We start from the raw sequence: 17,678 nt of genomic DNA, 5'->3' as shown, positions 1-17,678 counted from the left end.
CCTGTGCCATGTCTGGTCTTGCGCCGCTCGTCGGGGTGCACGCCTTGATGCTTGCTGTTCTGACTGCCCGTTGAGCGTCCGTTTCTGCACGCCCATCAAGGTGGGGCACATGGTGTGTCCTGAGCGTGCGCGCTGACTAGGACCGAGAACCAGGAAAGGAGGACACCGCCCGCACTTGATTACGAGTACGCGGGGCTGGGGTCGGTGGTCGGCACCACTTCGCCTGTACTGCGCTCGCTCAGGCGAGAGTGCAAGATCTGGCGGGCTTTGGCGTAACGGCTGCGGACTGTAGATGCCGACGTGTCGAGAATCAGCGATACTTCCACGAGCGTGAATCCCTCCCAGTGCACCAAACTCACGACTTCACCCAGCACGGGTGGAAGGTCACTGACAGCCTGACGTACTTCTTCAGCAATGCCATCGGCCACCGACGATGTTGGTCCGTTCACGACGAGTTCGTCACGTAACCGGTCGGCGAGGGCGGACTTGCGCTTCGATCCTCGCCGATGATTGGCAAGCACTCGGCGGGCTGTCCCAAACATCCACATGCGTGCGCGCTCGTCGTCGGCAGGAAGCGAACGGATGTGTCTCCAAGTGACCAGCATGGTCTCGCTCAGAAGGTCCGCAGCATCCTCGACCGGGGTGACTCTGCGGGTGAAGTACGCCAACAGGTCGGGGGCGTTGCTCAGAATCAACTCCGTGAGGCGTGTGGCGACGGCCGGTTGAGAGGGCCGCGTCACGGTTTAGCGTCCTCAACGCAGTCCGCAGACGTCTCAAGCAGGTAGGCGTCCGGATCCAGGCCGTGTCGTCCTACTTCGGTGCGTACCATGTCCGCGACTGTCGCCATGAGCGCGACGTTCACAACATCGGTCCCGGTCGCACCGGGATGGCCGTCTGGCAACTGTGCATTGGCAACTCCAGCGGTGTAGCGCGGGTCCGGGGTGACCGATGAGATGTCGAGCGACAGCAGGTAAGCACGTGCCGTCGTGACAGACGGATCGTCAGCTGACACGCCAGCCTGAGGCGCGATGCCCCAGTCAATCGAGCACAATTCCGTTCCGGCGGCTCCGAATTCGTGGGTAGAGGTACGGTCCACGACCGGGGTGAACATTGCGATGAGAGTCGGTGCCGCAACCGCCGCGGTCCCACCAGTGAGCAACACGGCCGCCGCAGTGGTGAAGACGGCCACTCTGTGCATCGGAAACCACTCACGTCGACGCCGTCGGCCGGAGTCAGCGTGCGCCGCAGTCAGCGCTTCCACTTCGTCGGCGATTCTGCGCGTGTATGGTGCCCCCGACGGTGCGCTTCGACTCAGCCATGAATCAAGGTCATCGCCCACGTCATCCTCCAGCCCTGTTGACGGTACCGTGCGTAGCGTCCTTACTTGCGTACGTGTCCGGATGTCTGCAAAACGTCCATACGGTTGCCGCTGGAAGGAACCCAGTTGATAGACGTAAGGTTCCAGCGACAGGTCGAAGCTCCAAGCGCTCTGCGCGCTCATGCGTGACTGGCGCACGCCCGCTGGAGGTCCGGTTTACGAATCAGTCAAGGCCCTCGGCGTTAACGCTGAAGGATGATCTCCCCGACCACTGTGATTCCATCGGATTCGTACATGGGGATGCTGATCCGCTGACCCTTCGTTGACTCTTGCCACTCAAGGGCGTCCTCAGGCGAATCGAACGACTCGCTCATGCCGTTCGCTTCCCCGAGCTCACTGGCGTTCACATAGCCGGGGTTGCCCTCAGCGGACTCAACTGCGAGTAGATCAGGTTCGCCAAACCCCGGCTTCGATGCCCCGAATGTTTGTCCGCGGGCGTTCACCCCCCACGCCGTCTCGATCTGGTGGACGAACTGGGTAGAAACGATCGCCTCCACTGTGGGCGCGGCGGCGATGTACAACGTGCTGTCTACCGTCAGCGGGAAGTCCATCCAGCTAGTCGTTCGCTTCTGGGCGTCGGCCGAGGAGCACGAGCTGCTCGGATTGTTTCCATTGCGATCAAAGCCCCACCGGATAGCCCCCGGCGCCACACACGTGATGGTCACGCGGACGTGAGTCGCTTGTGGAGGGACGCTCAAGGGGATTTCTGAGGTTGCAGTGACGTTCTGGCTGCTGGTTTGGCCGAGTAGGGCAATGATTGGAGAGCCCGGCTGTGCGCCAGCCGGAGCTGGCACGCCAGGATTCCCTTCGGCCACAGACCCATCCGGATTCGCGATGCGGGGTGGCGGGTTGAGGGTTACCGTCACGGCCGCGGAGACGGCACCGCCGGTAAGAGCGCTCGCTAGCGCGATCGCCCCCACTCCGATCCACGGTCGCCGCTTCCGAAGAAGGGGACGTGCGGAGGTCTCAGCGATCTGTATCAAGCCCGTACGGATTGCTTTAGATCGGTGTTCGTCAAACTTCGGGACATTCATCGGACTTCTCCTCCCCATAAAGCACTGGGTTCGCCAATCGCGTCCGTAATGTGTACGCCGGCCTCACGAGCCCGCCGTCGAGCTCGTGACAGGCGCTGCCGGGCCGCCTCCGCGGAGATTCCTAGGGCTTGAGCCGCCTCCGATGGGCTGAGCTCGTCGAGTCCGACTAACGTCAGAATCGCCGCGTCGGCCGCCGGCAGCCGAGCGAGCACGGCCGCGAGCTGCTGCTGATGCATGAGCACGTCGGCCGCCTCAACTGTGATCTCCTCGGCCGAGCGCGCCGCACTGTCGGCGGGAAGCCTACGAAGAAATGCCCGGTACCGACGCTGATGCCGCACCAGATTCCTCGTGATGTTGTGTGTAGTCGTCAGCAGCCACGGCAGCACCGAACCGTCGACCAGGTGAACCTGACTCCGTCGTCGCCAGAGCTCAAGAAATGCGGCAGCAACCGCATCCTCGGCATCGACTGCTGAAGGGGCGGCGCGCAACGCTGCCCGGAACAGGCGATCACTCTTAACAGGCCGCGCCCGCAACCGACGCCGGCATGACGTCATACCACGCGCTGAAGGTCGGCGGCGTGAAGGTGGGAACCAAACTGGGCATCATCGGCGCCGGCGGGCTCGGCAGCCTAGCAATCCAGTTCGTAAAGGCGCTCGGTGCTGAGGTCTACGTGGCCGAAGTGAACCGAGGCGCTTGGGAGCGGGTCACTGGACTGGGAGCCGCTGCGGTTGCCGAGAACATCCGCGAGTTCGCCGACAAAGAACTTGACGTGATCGTGGACTACGCGGGATTCGACACCACGACCGACGACGCGATCGAGACCGTCGGATTCCGCGGCACCGTCGTGCAGGTCGGAATGGGAACCGAGCGCACGAACATCTCCACGACAACGATGATCCTCAAGCAGCTGAGCTACATCGGCTCGAACGGCGGCACCAATGAGGACTGCGCGGAGGTGCTGGACCTAATCGCCGCAGGAACCGTGTCATCCCACGTCGAGATCGTTGGTTTCGACGACATCTATGACTCGATCCAGCGTTTCGAGCGCGGCGAGGCTAACGGACGTCTGGTCGCCGTCCGTCCGTAGCCGTCCAGGCAGACAAAATGTGGTGCGCCGGGCCGGCCAATCGCTGACCCGGCGCACGCATAGTCTCGGGAAAGCACGCCACATCGCGCCACAGTGGGCTGGAACGCCCGGAGAATTTGCACATCGGGGGCGACGCCGCGAAGCAAGTTCGAAGAGTGGCGAACATTAGCCGTACCTGCATCCGGCGTGAGCCCCGCACGGAGAAGTTAGCTGCGGGATCATCCTCTTCCCCTGATTCAAATTGAATCCTGCCAAGGGTCACCGATGTCGGCGTAGGTACTGGAGATCCACAAGCGCTGAGATCAGCCTGCCTCCACCGTTGAATAGTGCCCGTTCAGGGTCCCAAAATCGGAACGCCGGATCCATTGGCCTTCGATGCGCGGATTCGGGGCACAATGGTGTCAGTGCGATTCTTTGATTGGGGGCTGGTGGTGTCCTCTGAAAGGCCGGACGTTCTCCGGAGACCGCGCTACGACCACCGTTTCTGGATTGGGTTGGCCCCGTTTCTGCTGGTCCTTGGGGGCTTGGCCTGGTCGTTGTTTGCTCACGCAGTGACCATCTTCGAGTGGGTGATGTTGTCTCTTCTCGTATTTGTGGCGTTCTGGCCGGCCATGATCATGTTGGCTTACGCACTAGACGATGCGAGGCGAGGCTATAAGTACACGCGCGAACTCGAGGGCCTCGTGTTCATGGTCGTTCCTTGGGTGTTGTCGATCTCGCTTCTGGTTCTCGCCCGGCTGCTCATGTTCGTGGACGGATCGCAGTTCGTCATTGTTTTGGGTCTGGTTGGCTTCGCATCGCTGCCCGCGCTGCTGTATGGCGCGGCAATGAATCATCGAAATCGGCAGCTTCCGTACCGAGACCCGCGCGACGCTCCTTCGGCTTGACCAACCCCTTCGCCAGTTCTCTGGGTCCGGGATGCCGCAGCTGGATGACAACCAGCTGGACTGGGCGGCCTTGACCGCGGATGCCGTCGCGCACGGACCTGCACAATCGTGACCGTGGTCAGTGGCCGATCCGTGGGCACGACAGTGGAAATGGTTTTCGGCGGTGATCCCGCGTTCCGGCCGGGACGTTTCGGCGTATCGCATCGCTAGTTCCGGATGGGACCCGAATGTTGTGGGACCGTCCCGACAAGGTGGCACCCAGCGGTGTTCGAACGGGTGAGCAAACTTGGCTTCGTCGTTCTGCGCCCGTTCATGGTCGGGTTTGCGAGAAGCCTGCCACGCGTCGGACTGTGGACAGCGCTGAGGCTAGTTCGACACCGGTGACAGGAGAATCATCTTTCCAGCAACGACGATGAACGGGGCAGCTCCTAACGTGATCCCTATCCACGACCAGAATCGCGCTCGCGATTGCATCACGCGCTGGGCGAACGCGCTCACAACGATTGCAAGCGTCACAGGAATGTAAATGTGTGGCGCATGCCCGCGGAGCCAGTCGGTTACCGAAGCGGCTGCCTCCGCGCCTATCGGGGTGTCTTCGAGCGACGTTGTGGCGAGCAAGACCTGGAGTGTGAGCATTCCGAGCGCCAGGAGTCCGAGCAACGCCAGACTCCATCCGGGAAGGGCTGGCTTATGAGTGGGCGACAGGGCGGTGGTGGCCAAACCTAGGAGGGCGAAGCCAATGGCTGCGATCACACCCCATGCCACAATCCCCCCGATATCGGCATCCCTGTGCACGGCGATCGTAGTCAGGGGCGCTAACCAGTGGATGGCGTATGCCCAAGCCGGGACGAGGGCCAGACCGAGTAGGGTCCGGATCCAGACGGGTTCCCACCAAGTTCGTTCGATGTTTTGTGCGCCGTCCTCGCCGTCAGCAAGCAGTCCGGCAGGGGATGGTGTACCAGTGCCGGGCTCAGGTTCTTCGGTCATCGTGGGCCCTTCGGCGAGCTGGCGGTGGTGCTCATTGTGACTATGCGCGGCACTGGCTCAATCCGTCGTTGACCTCGCTTCGGGCGTTACCGTCTTGGCCAGCAGCCGAGGGCTGGGTGTCCATCCATGCCGAAGTCGAGTTCAGCAGCATACGGCGCTGTTGACCATCCTCTGACGGGTGACACCAGGTCGGCGTCGAAGCCGGGATCGGTGACGTCGCCATCCGTTGCCCAGATACCAAGTGGTGCGCCTTCGGTGCCCGTATCCGCAGGTCCCGCGTACGGGCCCACGATGAACCATTTCCCTGACTCCTCGTCGATGCGGGCGACCGCGTCGGGGACGGAGTTCCCTTCGCCCTTGGCGGTAACGGAGGCATCCACCGCGGCGAGAGTGGCGGCCGAGATTTCAGTGCATTCCGGCTTGGGCGTTTCTGCCGCCGGTGTTTCGACTGGGGCCGCAACCCGCGGCTCCGGTGTGGCTGCACATCCGGTGAGCAGAACCAGGACCATGAATCCGAGCACAATTCGCATACGGGAAGGCTAACGCACCGGGGCCTCTGGCGGTCGGGTACACGGGGTTTCCGCCTACTGTCCCAACTAGCGGCGGGCACCACTCCTATAACCATCGTGCGGCGGCCAGCTGCGAGCACTGCACGCCGATTGCGCCCGTTCAGGGTCCGGATTAGGGCACCCACTCCGATGACCAGTAGTCGGCCCTGACGAGAAGTACGCTCCCTTGTGGCTCAGCCCAGAGCCATACGGTTCGCGGATTGAAGAATGTGCCTGGGACGCTTGCCTGGGGAGTCGCACCGAGTTCTGTGGCGAGTTCTTGCGGTGTCATGCCCTCTGGTGGCTTAATTTCGAAGGTCGTCCAGCATCCGCCCGAAGCACATTCCGTGTCTTCATCGACGATCTCGCTTCCAGCGGACAGGGGTATCGAGGAGGCTGACGGCACATCTCCCTCGGTCGCACCCACGGAGAGCCACCCGAATCCTGCGAGATACATCAGAGCGAGTGCTCCGGCAACGATCGCAGCCATCCCGATGAAGAAGCGGCGACGCGCTCTTGAGAGTCCCATATTCGGTGACGCTAGCAGGGTCCAGTTGCTTGGGCGGCGTCCGCAGACGAAACCGCATTAGCGCCTTGCAGAAGTCGACCAGTCTGGGCGAGAGCTCCGCCCGTTAATGGTCCGAGTCGGGCACGCATAGACCCCCCACAGGGCCGGACCGCGGTGGGCCTGCTACTTTCAGGCCTTCGCGGTGCACACGCATAGTTGCGGCGCTCGATCAGTTCGTGCTCACCACCCAAACGCGAGAAGTATCACCGCCTGTGGGCTCGAACCAGCAGAAACAGCCCATGAGGGCGTAGGCGATGCTGAGCGCAGGCATTGCCGACCAGTACACGTCATAGGCCAGAGGGAGGACTGGGTCGTGAACTTCGATGAAAGGCTGCGGTGTGGCGTTTCTGGTCAGAACCACCACTATTCCCGCGCCCACGGCCACCGCGGGCGCCAGCGCGGTGGCGACTACCTTCTCCCACCGCGTCCATGACCTCGAGATCCAAAGCATGACCAGCCCGACGATCGTTCCGGGGAAGGCGAACAGTATCGTCCCAATCACGAGGACGAGAACCGCGGCGAGGTCGAATGCTTTGCTCCTCTTCGGGGGTCCAGGCGTCGGCAGCTCCGCCCGTGCGTGGGCCGCGACGTACGTGGGATTGTCCGGTGTCATGTGCAACAAGGTACTGCGGATTGTTCCAAGAAGTGTCGGCAACCGGTTACATATCAGAAGTGACGCGAGGCCCGGTCGAAACCATATTGCGTGCCCGTTGAGCGTCTGGCTTCCGGACGGCATCGGCATGCTCAGTTGACAGCGGGTCAGGGGCTCTTGCATTCGCGCCAGACGCGGGCGTGAGCGAGTATCTGCTGCACTACTTCGGTCTTGGCTTCCGCGTAGTAATTCGCGTCGCTCCATTGTCTGTCGGCCAGTTGCCGCTTCGTGGATGCGTACAAGGTCCGGTCTTCTGTGCTGACCCGTAACCAGTCGCGTAGATCGAGGTAGTCGTCAATTTCGCCTGCACCGGGGGCGAGGACGTGAATATGCGTATCGCGTCCTGGTGTCCTCAACATGCGGTGTCCCGACTCTCGGACCCTGAGCTGGAACCCAGCCGCCTCCAGCGCAGGCACGTACGTGCCGTCGTTCTCCACGTCATTCACAATCAACAGAATGTCGATGATCGGTTTTGCGGGCAGTCCGGGTACCGCTGTGGATCCGATGTGTTCTATGTACAAGGCCGCCGGGCCTAACGCTGCTGCGATTCGGTCGGCAAGAATCCCGTAGTGCTCTGCCCAGTCGCTGTCATGGTCGACGATGACGATAGGCCGTTGTTCGCGGCCGCCGATCAGTACCGCATCGAGCTGCGCGTCTTCATCCTTGCCCATGATGCAATGCTCCCAGAAGGGCCGGCGCATAGCTCATAGTGGCGCCTCGTCCACCAATTAACCGGTTCCGCGCCGGGCATGACCACACCGACGAGGACGGCGCGCATGCCCTTGCGGTCGTTGACCCCGCACTCAATCGTGCCTTTGAACTTTGGTGGAATGCAAAGGGTATGCCGAGTGCACCACTGACGTTGCCGAGATGCGTGTGAAGGCCGCTTTGGAGTCCTAAACTCCGCGGAAGGCTCGGGCGGACCTACCCCAGATGATCGCTCAGCGGAGGGATCGGCAAGCGCCACCCGCCCGGTGGGTTCAGTCGGTCCAACGCGGCGAGTGCGTCCAGACGCGCCACGGCGACGGCGTGGTATTCCTGCTGCTTTTCCATGCCGATGAAGTGCCGGCCGTTGTTGCGTGCAGCTACCGCGGTGGTGCCGGAGCCGATGGCGTTGTCGAGCACGAGGTCGCCCTCGTTAGAGTACGTGCGAACGAGGTACTCGAACAGGGCGAGAGGCTTCTGGGTCGGGTGCAGCTTCGAGGTTTGCTTGTCGGAGGCGAAGGTCTGAACGCTCCGCGGGTACCGCTCGGTGCTGGCGTACTCCGTGTGCTTCTGCTCGCCGTAATTGGTGGAGAGGTTCGCACGGCGGGAGGCGGCCTCTCCGTTGCTCTTCATCGGGTGACCGATCGTCTTCTGCGGGTTATACGTCTGTTGTTTCCGGGAGAACACCAGCACGTCCTCGTGTGCTTTCATCGGGGCGTGCTTCGCATTCAAATGTCCGGTGGCCGCCGTCTTCTCCCACACCCAGTGGTGACGGAACATGAGGGGCTGCGACATCACCAGCGCGGCGGTGAACGGCATTTGGCCGGTCAGTACTATCGCTGCATGTGGCTTGGCGATGCGCTTGTACTGGATCCACAGCTGTTCCAGGTCGATCACCGAGTCCCATGGGTTCTTGGTGGTGCCGTAAGGCAGGTCGCACAGGATCATGTCGACGGACTCGTCGGGGATCGCCGGGAGGAGGTGCAGGCAATCGCCGAGGTGGATCGTGTTGGCCGGCAACGGCTGAACTGTCTGGGCTGGGTTAGGTGGAGGGGTGTCATTCATACCCGCTCTATGCGGGTCATTTGCCCTCGGCTGGGCTCAGGCGGCAGGCAGCCGTCGTGCCGAAAATGACGGCCGCTCACCGCGAGTTCTATCTCACTTAGACCCCATGACGATTGGCGACTACGTTCTCAGGAATTGTCAGCAGATCGACGTCGACAGAGAGCATGGTCGCGAACATTTCATCGATTTCTAGGGCAACCTCTGAAGCACGACCGAGGGCCTTTATCCGCTCGTTCGCGGAATCCACAACCTCTTGTTGCCATCGCGCGCACAGAAGGACCGCACGCTCAGAGCTCCTAGCGCACCCGGCTGTCTCAGAGCCCAAGCCTTGACACGGAGCGACATCGCGATGATCCGCGATCTGCTCCTCGAAGGTGCGTCCCGCAAGCGCGGTCCGCTCCCGACCCCAACTACCCGTCGACGCGACGGGTACTCAACCGAGGCTGATACCTGAAGCGTCGAGGCCAGGGGATCGGCCGCGCCTCGGCCCGAACCGCATGAACTCCGGAGATTGGCGCGTGGCTCCTTAGGATCGGTACATGGGCGACGAGAAATCACCACGAGAAAACTTGGCCCAGCCAGTCCCGCTCGCGGATAACGAAGTGATTCAGCTCGCCGTCAGCGCGCGCGATCACGTCACCAGGGACAAACCCAATCCGAACGAGCAACGCTTCCGCATCGAGAATGGGTCCGTGCCCCCGATCCAGATTGGCTCGGGCGGCACGGCGGAGGTCAAGATCGTGTTGGAAGACATGGTCGTGCCCGTTCATTTTTTCATCGATATTCCATTGGAGTACCCGCCGGACGCCAACGTCGGCTGGGGAACTGCTCGAATCGAACGCGAAGGCGGAACCTCGGCGGACGACCTTCGATTCCGACAGTCTCTCTACTTCCAAATCGGCCGAATCACTGTCGCCGGCGGAAAAATCGAGTCGTCAATGAAGCGGTTAACCCGAATGCTAGCCGGTGGTGATAACAACTTCGAAGGCATGAAAACCGCCTGGACCGACCTCGAAGCACACCTGCGGAGGCTGGCACACGACCGTCCCGACGTGCTCTCGCTCCTCGATTGGGGGGCCACGAATCGAGTAAAGGCAACCCGCGACGACGTCGTTCACTCCGAATGGTGGGACTATGACGGCGCCCAGTCAACCCGGAATCGAATGCTGAAAGCAGACGCCGCACCGATGATGGGACGCTTCGAAACCCTCATTGAGCACGCCGATACCATCACTGACTACGCAGCCAAGCTCGACGCGCTCGTCGCCGGACATTGGCACGCATTCCGTTTCCCGCGCCACGAATGACGCTCGCCCACCGCACCTAAAGTGACGATCGATGTGCGGTGATGGGGCCCTAACGCTCGCAGGTTGAGGTCTGTCGCTGTTCTGGCACTTAGATTAGCCGGAGAGTTCTCGCGGGAGTCCTACGACCCAGGCATCCTTTCGAAGGACGTCGGTATGGCCGCTGTCATCTCACTCGCTTTCCCGCCCCGTTCGCCGTGTCCAAGGCCGACCGCCACATGGGCTCGGCGATGAGTGGCCGCGTCGTGAGGAACACAGCGATGTCACGCGCTGTCTCTTCTGAAACCCTGATCCAAGGGGCGAACAGTTTTCCCGCGACTTCCCTGCCGTCTAGCCACTTGGCTGCCGCGGCGGCGACGCCGCCTCTCTCATCGATCTCGGCTCGGGCATTCCGCGCCTCAGCATCTCTGATGCTCCGGGGTTTGACGGGCAGCACCCCGAACCCAGCCGCCACCTCGTTCCATACTTGGCGCTTGGCCGCGGGCCGGCCAATCGCGCCGCTTTCGAGGAGGTCGAGCAAGCCCATGGGCTCCCTGATCAGTTTCCGCGCTCCGGGCAGCTCCGAGATCCCTGCGGCCTCGTCGTCGATGCTGATGTGACTGCGGTCGCGGTGGAAGTTCTCGGAGGGCCGGTGCCTCGGGTCGTGCCAGCTGTCCCGGATGCGCTGAGCGATCTCGTCGACTTCGCGGCTGATGAGCGCGCGGCCCAAGAGGCCCTCTTCGCCGACAACGACGTCGGCGAGGTCGCGGCGGGCTCGTGCTTCTTCGGGTCGGATGTTGTTTCGCTCGTTCAGGGCCATGGCGAGCTTGTTCTTGACCGAGGTGATGATGAGGCCCGGGGTGAACGCGTGGCTGCCGCTCTTGGGCGGGTGCTTCAGGAGGTCGAAGATCGCTTCCTGCGCGATGTCGTCGGCGTCGCGGGAGTTGAGGCCGGACCAGGCGACTTGGTTAAGGGCGCTCTGGTAAGCGAGCGCTCGCGCATCTTGCGGCGAGAGCGAGTCGTCGTGATCAGGTGACGCTGTTCTGTCACGTGCGAGCAGGTCTTCGCTCGCCTCACTGTGCGGCTTGTTGGCCCAGCGCCCGCCGTTCCCAGTGGGAACCCCTATCCGATCCTTCTCCCGTAAATGCTTCACAGTGACGTTGTGCGCGGCGAATTTCAAGACCGGTTGGGATAACGACCAAGGGGTGGCGCGCTGGCGCTGGCCGCCACCAGCGATTTTGCATCGAGCAGGCATTGAATTGATCTGCGCTATGACTTAACACTTGCTAGGTACTCAGCTAGACGCGGCTGCCAGTCGTAAAAGGCGCTCCGACTCATTCCCACCTGCGCCCGTGCTTCACTGCGACTCATCCCAGCTGCAACAAGACTTCTCACATCGAGGACCTGACGAAAGCGGAGCTCCCTATTGTGCTGCCTCTTCGAAGCAGTCCTCTCCTTGGTTGTCATTCGTCGAACGAGGAATCGAGTTGATTCAGACCGTGCGCCCCCGCGTGTCGCGAAGAGCGCTCCGTGGCTTGTGATCCAGCCGTCCCTGAGTAATGAATGCGCTCCGTCGAGTTTGCCGATCGCGTCCGTGAGTAATCGGATGCGGGTAAGCAGGACGTTTCGCACTGAGCTTTCGACGACGTTTATGAGCGCAGTTGTCGGTGCGAGGTGCTCCGGATTGAGGCATCGCCGCACTCCGCAGAGGTGATGGACGTGGGGAAAGTCCACAAGTTCGCCGGGGAATCCCGCGACGGCCCATGCCACAACGCGGTGCGCGAGTCGATTGGTGCGGGCTCTGCCCACGTAGGGGTAGCCGTTCTCTCGTTTTGCGCCGAGCCACACCCAACACGCGTTTTTGGCCGAGCCGATGTCGCACTTTGACTGGATATGGGCGAGGAGAGCGGCACGGTCGTGAGTTTGAATCGATCGTTCCACTGGCCCGAGCCGGCGCCGCCTATCGTCGTCCGTGTTCTGATTCTGTTCGTGCTGATGTTTGGTCATACACCGCCTATGCGCGGCACTCCTGAGTGCGAGGGGCAGCGCGATGACGACCCGGAATCGCGTCAAGTTACATCGCGATGCCGGCGAACGTGGGAGATGCCGCGCATAGGGCGTATATGTATGAATCAAATCGAACGCATCTCCCACTGTGCGTCAGTCCTGTTGCGTTGAGAACCGATCCCTCTGGAGGACCGAGGGCGGCCATCCCTGTACGCTGGCGCCTCAGCGGCGACGTCGCTTCCGAGACAGCCAAAGGCATCTTGTCTGCCCAACCTCCTGAAAGCCGGCCGGTCGGTGGCGTGGTGCACGCTACTGCTATGAAGACCAGCCCGGAAGCATTTGGCCGCGCGAGCGCGTGCGTTTGCCGTTACGCACTGTCCGCCGCCGCTAACTCGCTCCTTGCTCTGCTATCACGCATCCGTATTGAGGTTGATGCGGCGTCATCGGAACAAGGTGATTATGTGCATGGACGGCGAACCGCTACGTCGTCACGCAGCCGCGGCGTCATCGCAGAGCCCACGCGCACGGATGCGTCACGAGGGCGTGGGGTTGGGCGCGACGGAGGCGTTGCGGGAGGGGAGGGAGGGAGCGCCAGCGACCGACCGACTATGGCTTCACGGGTGCGCCAGCACTACGAGGAGACGGGGGAGTGGCTGACGGGCGCAGTCGTCGGCGAGCTGTTGGGCTGTTCAGCTAAAACCGGCTCTAGGCTTGCAGCCGCAGTACGAGAGGAAGTCGGAGCATGAGCACAGCATCAGGGCCATCACCCATCGCCTACTCGACCTACGTAGTGAACGGCGAGATCGCGCACGGCGAGGTCACTTCATTCATTGTGGAGGGTCGGCGGATCGAGAAGGCACTGGAGCTCTACGGTCTCGGAACCACCGTGCTTTTCACCCACCTACATGACACGCACCGGACAGTGAAGATCACTAACGCCGCCGGACTGCCGGAGATCACGTGCACCGACGAGGACGGTGATTACCGGGTTAGGCTCTGGAAGTCCGGCCCGCGGTCATCAGCCGCGTTTTGTGGAGCTTGGCTGAGCGACGACCAAGGTGGGCTCCCATGCATCAGTGTCGTGCCTGTCACTGAGGCCGAGGTCGAGTGAGCCTCGGCGTCGTCGTTGTCTACGGGGTGATTGACGGGGACCGCGGCGAGCTCCTCCACCCACACGTTTTCACCCCGGAGTATTGGGGCGAGGTCTACGACTTCTTCACTGAAGCGTGCGAGGCTGAGCGCCCCACCATGCACCGCTTCATCGCATGCCTCATCAATACGGAGCTGCACCGCCAAGTCGAGGTGATGATTCGCCAAGGGCATTTCCGCATAAAAGTCGATGACCGGCGGGGACGCTTCCGCGCCGCGCCACTGGATAACCGAGTGCGCTGGACAGCTGAAACGACTATGTACCTTGCCCGGTCGTGGCTCGACCCAGCCCCGCAGGCCGTTCAGGCGACGCTCCTGCCGTTCGGACCGCCGAAGGGCGTGCCGGGGAGGAAGCACCTTGACTGACGACGAGATGACCGTCGAGTTCATCGGCGCGCTTGTGAATAGCCAGCCGTGGCCCAGCACTCCCGTGGTGGGGCTTTGGAGTGTCGGTGATTGGGAGCCTGGGCAGTGAGCACGTCGCGAGCGTTCGCCACGGTGCATGACACGTGCGTTGCTTTTCGTGACGGCGAGATCACGGAAGATGATCTGGTCGCCGCCCTCGCAGCACTCCCTGCCATCAAGCAGGCAGCGCTTCCGTCGCAGGCTTGGTTCGACGCCATCGTCGTGGAGCACGGCCCGGTCTACCAGCTGAGGCGAGAGGTGTACAGCGGGATCATCTCCGCGAACACCTACTCACGAGCGGTGCAGGCCATGCTGGACGCCGGGCACGCAGCCTAGGGTCCGGTCACGCTCGCGTAGGTCCGCTCGGTCTCCAGAAGCAGATGCGCGACATCGTCAGTGTCGCCGGCGCGGAGGATCTGCACGGGCGACCGGCCATCCCAGAACGCGTTCGTGGTGAGTGCGCGCAGCGCTGTCTCCCACGGCCACCCGTTCTCGGGGTCAGCAGCGGCGAGGTACTCGGCGAGCCGCGGCGGCAACTGGGCGCCCTCGAATTGCAAGCTGGGGTAGACCAGCTCACCCTCGATCGGGAGCGCGAGGATTTCGCGTCTGGCCACCATGCCGGCGAGTGTCCCGGCGTCGATGCCTAAATGCTCGATGAGAGTCGCGTCCACGTAAAACGGCCCGATCGCATGCGACCACCATTCGCCGTTTTTCGATTCTTCCAAGTCTTCATCGTGCACGGATCTACATTACGCGGCAGTGCCAGACAGGTAGTCCGATCACAGGAGAGAGAGTCATTGCCTAGGCACGACACGCGAGTGGAAACCCGGCTCATGCGGGCCGGCGAGACAGCGAGCTTTCACAAGGAGCTGCTGGATGACTGGGGCGGGAAGCTGAGCGACTCAAAGAGCTATGGCCGAACGACCAAGCGGAGGTGCTGCTAGTCCGCTACGCCTACACGTCCAGTTCCAACAGCGCCACCGTGGAGCTACGGGGCGATCGAACACTCGCTGTGACCTACGTGAATTCGGCCGAGGAATGTGAGGTCGAGCTGTTCGAGGACACGCCCGAGCATGCGGTCGTTTTCGCGTACGCGGCCATGCTCAGCATCGACTGGCGCATGATCAAGACTTGGAAAAGCATGCGACGGATCGGATGAGGGCACCGCTACGGCGCTAGACCATACCTCTCACGGGCCCGCCGGATGACTTCCTCCGATGAGAGCCCACCCATGGCGTACGCGAGCACGTCGAGCTTCGTGGTGTCATCGGGCTCAGCTCCCTCGTCACGCCAAGCTGCCAAGGCGTTGCCGATGAACCGAGCGCGAGCATCCGCGTCGTCGCCCACCGCGCGGTCCGTCATGGGTCGAGGCTATCGGCTGCTGGCGGCTCTCAATAACGAACAGATGCGGGACATGCGGCGAAAGGTCGGTGGTGCCGCGCATAGTCGTCTCAGAAGCCGTTTCCGAAACACACGCGGTCTCAGAACTTGGCATCACCGTTTATGAGAGGGCCACCATGGCATTGCTGGGATATGCGCGAGTAAGCACGGACGGGCAGGAGCTCGCACTACAAGAAGACGCATTGAACCGCGCCGGAGTCGACAGAATCTTCACTGACAAGGCATCGGGTACTCTCGCGTCCCGTCCGGGTCTCGACAGCTTGCTCGCCTATGCCAGGGAGAATGACACGATCGTCGTCTGGCGTCTCGATCGCCTCGGCCGCTCGACCCGGCACGTTCTCGACCTGCTGCACCAACTGAGCGAGCGCGGCGTTCTGTTCCGATCCATCACCGAGGGGCTCGACACCACGGGCCCGATGGGGAAGGTGATGATCACGATGATCGCGGCCTTTGCAGAACTTGAACGGGACATAATTTCTGAGAGAACCCGCGCCGGTCTGAAGGCTGCCCGGGAACGCGGCGCCGGGCAGGGTGGCCGGCCGCGCGCACTCAGCCCGGCCAAGCTAGAGTTCGCCCGTACGCTTCGAGCGCAGGGGAAGTCAGCAGTCGCTATTGCCACCGAGCTCGGCGTCGGGCGGGCGACGATTTACCGGGCGCTCGCGCCTACGCCGGCACGCGCCCCTTTGGGGTGACCTCGATGGTCTCCGGCCGGAGCACTTTCGACCCCCGCTGCCCCCGGTGGAGTCGCACCTCTACGAGAGCGGAGCAGATGGCCCTTTGATCTTCCAGTGAGGCGTCGTCGAAGGCTGCCCCCGGATCGTCCGTGCCGAGGACGGCGGAGAGCGCGGATCCACTGACAGCCCGAGCCCGCTCTCGCTCCAGCTGCTTCAGCTCCGCTGACACCTTTTCTGTAGCGACTTGGTACCGGCGGCCGTCGATCACCCCGTCGTCATAGTCGCTCTCGATCTGGGCGAGCCGCGCCCGCAACACGTTGACTTGCGCTGCTCGGTCGTCGGCCCGGTCGTCCTCCGCGGGGCGGAGAGTGTCGAGGATATCGGGGCGCCGGAGCCTTGCTCTAACAAGGGTGGTGACATGGCCGTCGACTTGTGAGATGGATCGGGTGATGTGTGCCTTCGTCCGGCACCAGTACTGGGTCCCAGTGACGGTGACAGGTGCGTCGCACACCGCGCAGAGCCACAACCCGGAGCCGAGCCACTTCCGCGCTGTGCCGGTCCGGTTCGTCTTCCGTCGCGGGTCACCGAGGATCGCTTGTGCCTGCTCGAACTGGTCCTCGGTGATGATCGCGGGCCAGTGGCCGAGCTGCCCAGTCTCCTTCCCCTGATAGACGATGCGGCCGCAGTACCTCGGGTTCTGCAAGTAGGAGGAGAGCGATGAAGGGTTCCACACGGTCGGATCCCGCCACGGCTTGACCGCAGTCTTCCCGGTCTTCGCCGATGCCCTGTTTTTCGGCTTGGTGCGCGGGTAGATCCCGGCGGCGGTGAGTTCACGGCCGATCTGGGTGAGCGCCGCGCCGGCAATGAACCGGTCGAACACGTGCTTGATCCACACCGACTCCATTGGGTCGAGCTCGTGGTCGGCCGTGTACCCGGTGAGCCGCGGGCCTCCAGGTGGCAGACCCCTCTCCGCGCGCTGGGCGGCTGCTCTGGTCTGTCGAGCCGACTTCCGCTCCACCTCCGCACCCGCGACTGACGCTTTGATTCGGGCGAAAAGACGGCCGCCGTCCGTCGTGAGGTCGGCCTCTCCGTTGGCAGTGACAAGGGCGAGGCCCTTCCGCTTCGCCGCGTCGATCCAGTCCTCAAGCTGTCGCATCTGGCGCGTCAAGCGGTCCAGGTCCCAGCAAATCAGGGCGTCAAACCGGCCGGCCGCGTAATCTTGTAGGAGGCGGTTGTATTCGGGGCGCTGCACGTTCTGCTTCGATGCGGAAATGCTGTCGTCCACGTACTCGCCAATGACCTCCCACCCGCGCTCCTTGGCGATCGCGTAACAGTCTTCCCGTTGTCTATCGATTGCGAGGCCCTCGCCAGTCTGATCGAGTGAGATGCGGAGGTAGACGGCGGCGCGGTAGGGCATGCAAGGAGTTTACCCGCAGACATTTCTGAGTATCTAGTCTGGGTGGAGTTTCGCTTCAACGTGTAGCCGCGTTTCGCTTCAACGTCTGGGCTGCGGGCTTGACTGTACCGCCGGATGGTCCGAACTGTCCTGCGGATATGGACTCGCGCGATTCAGGATGCGGCGTCCTCAGCGACGGTGAAGTGCTGGCCCTTGCTGGGGCTTTCGAGTTCGTCGATCACAGCGATGGCGAGGTCGGGGGCGGCGATCCGTGAGACGCCGTTCTCGTCGGTGAGCAGTGTGGTCGTACCGCGCCGGTAACGTCCCGTGCGCTCGCCGGCTTCGAGGATGGCGGGCGGGCTCAGGTAGACCCATCCGTTGTAGGGATGCTCCTGGCAGCCGATGAACTGGTCGAGGCTGGCCTGAGCGATTGTCTTCCAGGCATCGGGCAC

General features: G+C 62.7%; 22 protein-coding genes. 8 read left to right on the top strand and 14 right to left on the bottom strand.

Translation table 11 applies throughout. From position 1 onward, the window contains the following. Window positions 1-179: 179 nt before the first annotated feature. The 4 genes from HCT51_RS11935 to HCT51_RS19010 all read right to left on the bottom strand — a co-directional run bounded on the left by HCT51_RS11935 (window position 180) and on the right by HCT51_RS19010 (window position 2,966). The gene (locus HCT51_RS11935; protein WP_166874528.1) at window positions 180-740 is read right to left on the bottom strand and encodes an RNA polymerase sigma factor; all 561 of its coding nucleotides are present in this window, start codon (window positions 738-740) and stop codon (window positions 180-182) included. Then, window positions 737-1,189, bottom strand: coding sequence for a hypothetical protein (locus HCT51_RS11930; protein ID WP_166874526.1), 453 nt, complete (start codon window positions 1,187-1,189; stop codon window positions 737-739). The genes HCT51_RS11935 and HCT51_RS11930 overlap by 4 nt, the downstream gene beginning before the upstream one ends. A gap of 371 nt (window positions 1,190-1,560) precedes the next feature. Further along, window positions 1,561-1,929: a hypothetical protein gene (locus HCT51_RS11925; RefSeq protein WP_166874524.1), complete on the bottom strand. Its 369-nt coding sequence runs from the start codon at window positions 1,927-1,929 to the stop codon at window positions 1,561-1,563. A gap of 479 nt (window positions 1,930-2,408) precedes the next feature. Further along, window positions 2,409-2,966: an RNA polymerase sigma factor gene (locus HCT51_RS19010; protein WP_224760470.1), complete on the bottom strand. Its 558-nt coding sequence runs from the start codon at window positions 2,964-2,966 to the stop codon at window positions 2,409-2,411. Between HCT51_RS19010 and HCT51_RS11915 the strand changes: the two genes are divergently transcribed. Then, window positions 2,957-3,499 carry a zinc-binding dehydrogenase gene (locus HCT51_RS11915; protein WP_166874520.1) on the top strand — a complete coding sequence of 181 codons (543 nt, stop codon included), beginning with the start codon at window positions 2,957-2,959 and terminating at the stop codon, window positions 3,497-3,499. The genes HCT51_RS19010 and HCT51_RS11915 overlap by 10 nt on opposite strands. 551 nt (window positions 3,500-4,050) lie before the next feature. Next, a complete protein-coding gene (locus tag HCT51_RS11910) occupies window positions 4,051-4,386 on the top strand; it encodes a hypothetical protein (RefSeq protein ID WP_166874517.1) in 336 nt (111 codons plus the stop codon). A 366-nt stretch (window positions 4,387-4,752) separates the two neighbouring features. On the opposite strand, the gene HCT51_RS11905 is transcribed toward HCT51_RS11910, so the two are convergent. The 5 genes from HCT51_RS11905 to HCT51_RS11885 all read right to left on the bottom strand — a co-directional run bounded on the left by HCT51_RS11905 (window position 4,753) and on the right by HCT51_RS11885 (window position 8,866). Beyond that, complete coding sequence (locus HCT51_RS11905; RefSeq protein WP_166874514.1) at window positions 4,753-5,373, bottom strand: hypothetical protein; 621 nt, start codon at window positions 5,371-5,373, stop codon at window positions 4,753-4,755. A gap of 86 nt (window positions 5,374-5,459) precedes the next feature. After that, on the bottom strand, window positions 5,460-5,903 hold the full coding sequence (locus HCT51_RS11900) for a hypothetical protein (RefSeq protein ID WP_166874511.1): 444 nt from the start codon (window positions 5,901-5,903) through the stop codon (window positions 5,460-5,462). 755 nt (window positions 5,904-6,658) lie between these two features. Next, window positions 6,659-7,102, bottom strand: a complete 444-nt coding sequence (locus HCT51_RS11895; protein WP_166874508.1) for a hypothetical protein — start codon at window positions 7,100-7,102, stop codon at window positions 6,659-6,661. A gap of 146 nt (window positions 7,103-7,248) precedes the next feature. Next, window positions 7,249-7,812, bottom strand: coding sequence for a GrpB family protein (locus HCT51_RS11890; RefSeq protein ID WP_166874505.1), 564 nt, complete (start codon window positions 7,810-7,812; stop codon window positions 7,249-7,251). A gap of 253 nt (window positions 7,813-8,065) precedes the next feature. Beyond that, window positions 8,066-8,866 (bottom strand): DNA-methyltransferase, encoded by an 801-nt coding sequence (locus HCT51_RS11885; RefSeq protein ID WP_224760469.1) that lies wholly within the window; start codon window positions 8,864-8,866, stop codon window positions 8,066-8,068. Between the two features lie 584 nt (window positions 8,867-9,450). Between HCT51_RS11885 and HCT51_RS11880 the strand changes: the two genes are divergently transcribed. After that, window positions 9,451-10,218 carry a hypothetical protein gene (locus tag HCT51_RS11880; RefSeq protein WP_166874499.1) on the top strand — a complete coding sequence of 256 codons (768 nt, stop codon included), beginning with the start codon at window positions 9,451-9,453 and terminating at the stop codon, window positions 10,216-10,218. A gap of 163 nt (window positions 10,219-10,381) precedes the next feature. On the opposite strand, the gene HCT51_RS11875 is transcribed toward HCT51_RS11880, so the two are convergent. Beyond that, window positions 10,382-11,347 (bottom strand): hypothetical protein, encoded by a 966-nt coding sequence (locus tag HCT51_RS11875; RefSeq protein WP_191413598.1) that lies wholly within the window; start codon window positions 11,345-11,347, stop codon window positions 10,382-10,384. 1,596 nt (window positions 11,348-12,943) lie between these two features. Here HCT51_RS11875 and HCT51_RS11865 point away from each other — a divergent pair. The 3 genes from HCT51_RS11865 to HCT51_RS11855 all read left to right on the top strand — a co-directional run bounded on the left by HCT51_RS11865 (window position 12,944) and on the right by HCT51_RS11855 (window position 14,091). Then, complete coding sequence (locus HCT51_RS11865; RefSeq protein WP_166874488.1) at window positions 12,944-13,312, top strand: hypothetical protein; 369 nt, start codon at window positions 12,944-12,946, stop codon at window positions 13,310-13,312. Further along, the gene (locus HCT51_RS11860; RefSeq protein ID WP_166874485.1) at window positions 13,309-13,716 is read left to right on the top strand and encodes a hypothetical protein; all 408 of its coding nucleotides are present in this window, start codon (window positions 13,309-13,311) and stop codon (window positions 13,714-13,716) included. Before HCT51_RS11865 ends, HCT51_RS11860 begins: the two co-directional genes overlap by 4 nt. A gap of 105 nt (window positions 13,717-13,821) precedes the next feature. Next, window positions 13,822-14,091 carry a hypothetical protein gene (locus HCT51_RS11855; RefSeq protein ID WP_166874482.1) on the top strand — a complete coding sequence of 90 codons (270 nt, stop codon included), beginning with the start codon at window positions 13,822-13,824 and terminating at the stop codon, window positions 14,089-14,091. On the opposite strand, the gene HCT51_RS11850 is transcribed toward HCT51_RS11855, so the two are convergent. After that, on the bottom strand, window positions 14,088-14,480 hold the full coding sequence (locus HCT51_RS11850) for a hypothetical protein (RefSeq protein WP_166874479.1): 393 nt from the start codon (window positions 14,478-14,480) through the stop codon (window positions 14,088-14,090). The two genes, HCT51_RS11855 and HCT51_RS11850, sit on opposite strands and share 4 nt — an antisense overlap. Window positions 14,481-14,767: 287 nt before the next feature. Between HCT51_RS11850 and HCT51_RS11845 the strand changes: the two genes are divergently transcribed. Further along, complete coding sequence (locus tag HCT51_RS11845; protein ID WP_166874476.1) at window positions 14,768-14,914, top strand: hypothetical protein; 147 nt, start codon at window positions 14,768-14,770, stop codon at window positions 14,912-14,914. A gap of 8 nt (window positions 14,915-14,922) precedes the next feature. On the opposite strand, the gene HCT51_RS11840 is transcribed toward HCT51_RS11845, so the two are convergent. Beyond that, window positions 14,923-15,117: an antitoxin VbhA family protein gene (locus tag HCT51_RS11840; protein WP_166874473.1), complete on the bottom strand. Its 195-nt coding sequence runs from the start codon at window positions 15,115-15,117 to the stop codon at window positions 14,923-14,925. Window positions 15,118-15,272: 155 nt separating this feature from the next. On the opposite strand from HCT51_RS11840, the gene HCT51_RS11835 reads away from it, so the two are divergent. Then, a complete protein-coding gene (locus HCT51_RS11835; protein WP_166874470.1) occupies window positions 15,273-15,848 on the top strand; it encodes a recombinase family protein in 576 nt (191 codons plus the stop codon). On the opposite strand, the gene HCT51_RS11830 is transcribed toward HCT51_RS11835, so the two are convergent. Both HCT51_RS11830 and HCT51_RS18755 read right to left on the bottom strand, forming a co-directional pair. Then, the gene (locus HCT51_RS11830) at window positions 15,820-17,247 is read right to left on the bottom strand and encodes a recombinase family protein (protein WP_166874467.1); all 1,428 of its coding nucleotides are present in this window, start codon (window positions 17,245-17,247) and stop codon (window positions 15,820-15,822) included. The two genes, HCT51_RS11835 and HCT51_RS11830, sit on opposite strands and share 29 nt — an antisense overlap. A gap of 152 nt (window positions 17,248-17,399) precedes the next feature. Further along, the gene (locus tag HCT51_RS18755; protein WP_224760468.1) at window positions 17,400-17,678 is read right to left on the bottom strand and encodes an NAD(P)-dependent oxidoreductase; all 279 of its coding nucleotides are present in this window, start codon (window positions 17,676-17,678) and stop codon (window positions 17,400-17,402) included.

The organism is Salinibacterium sp. ZJ450 (genome assembly GCF_011751885.2).
Lineage (GTDB): Bacteria > Actinomycetota > Actinomycetes > Actinomycetales > Microbacteriaceae > Ruicaihuangia.
The sequence above is the reverse complement of the archived record's forward strand: the minus strand, read 5'-3'. Positions and strand labels throughout refer to the sequence as shown.

What these genes read in the sequence shown, in the direction of transcription:
- HCT51_RS11840 (WP_166874473.1), bottom strand. Translation starts at nt 15,117, where the DNA reads ATGACGGACCGCGCGGTGGGCGACGACGCGGATGCTCGCGCTCGGTTC.
- HCT51_RS11890 (WP_166874505.1), bottom strand. Translation starts at nt 7,812, where the DNA reads ATGGGCAAGGATGAAGACGCGCAGCTCGATGCGGTACTGATCGGCGGC.
- HCT51_RS11905 (WP_166874514.1), bottom strand. Translation starts at nt 5,373, where the DNA reads ATGACCGAAGAACCTGAGCCCGGCACTGGTACACCATCCCCTGCCGGA.
- HCT51_RS11865 (WP_166874488.1), top strand. Translation starts at nt 12,944, where the DNA reads ATGAGCACAGCATCAGGGCCATCACCCATCGCCTACTCGACCTACGTA.
- HCT51_RS11900 (WP_166874511.1), bottom strand. Translation starts at nt 5,903, where the DNA reads ATGCGAATTGTGCTCGGATTCATGGTCCTGGTTCTGCTCACCGGATGT.
- HCT51_RS11835 (WP_166874470.1), top strand. Translation starts at nt 15,273, where the DNA reads ATGGCATTGCTGGGATATGCGCGAGTAAGCACGGACGGGCAGGAGCTC.
- HCT51_RS11925 (WP_166874524.1), bottom strand. Translation starts at nt 1,929, where the DNA reads ATGGACTTCCCGCTGACGGTAGACAGCACGTTGTACATCGCCGCCGCG.
- HCT51_RS11880 (WP_166874499.1), top strand. Translation starts at nt 9,451, where the DNA reads ATGGGCGACGAGAAATCACCACGAGAAAACTTGGCCCAGCCAGTCCCG.
- HCT51_RS19010 (WP_224760470.1), bottom strand. Translation starts at nt 2,966, where the DNA reads ATGACGTCATGCCGGCGTCGGTTGCGGGCGCGGCCTGTTAAGAGTGAT.
- HCT51_RS11895 (WP_166874508.1), bottom strand. Translation starts at nt 7,102, where the DNA reads ATGACACCGGACAATCCCACGTACGTCGCGGCCCACGCACGGGCGGAG.
- HCT51_RS11830 (WP_166874467.1), bottom strand. Translation starts at nt 17,247, where the DNA reads ATGCCCTACCGCGCCGCCGTCTACCTCCGCATCTCACTCGATCAGACT.
- HCT51_RS11915 (WP_166874520.1), top strand. Translation starts at nt 2,957, where the DNA reads ATGACGTCATACCACGCGCTGAAGGTCGGCGGCGTGAAGGTGGGAACC.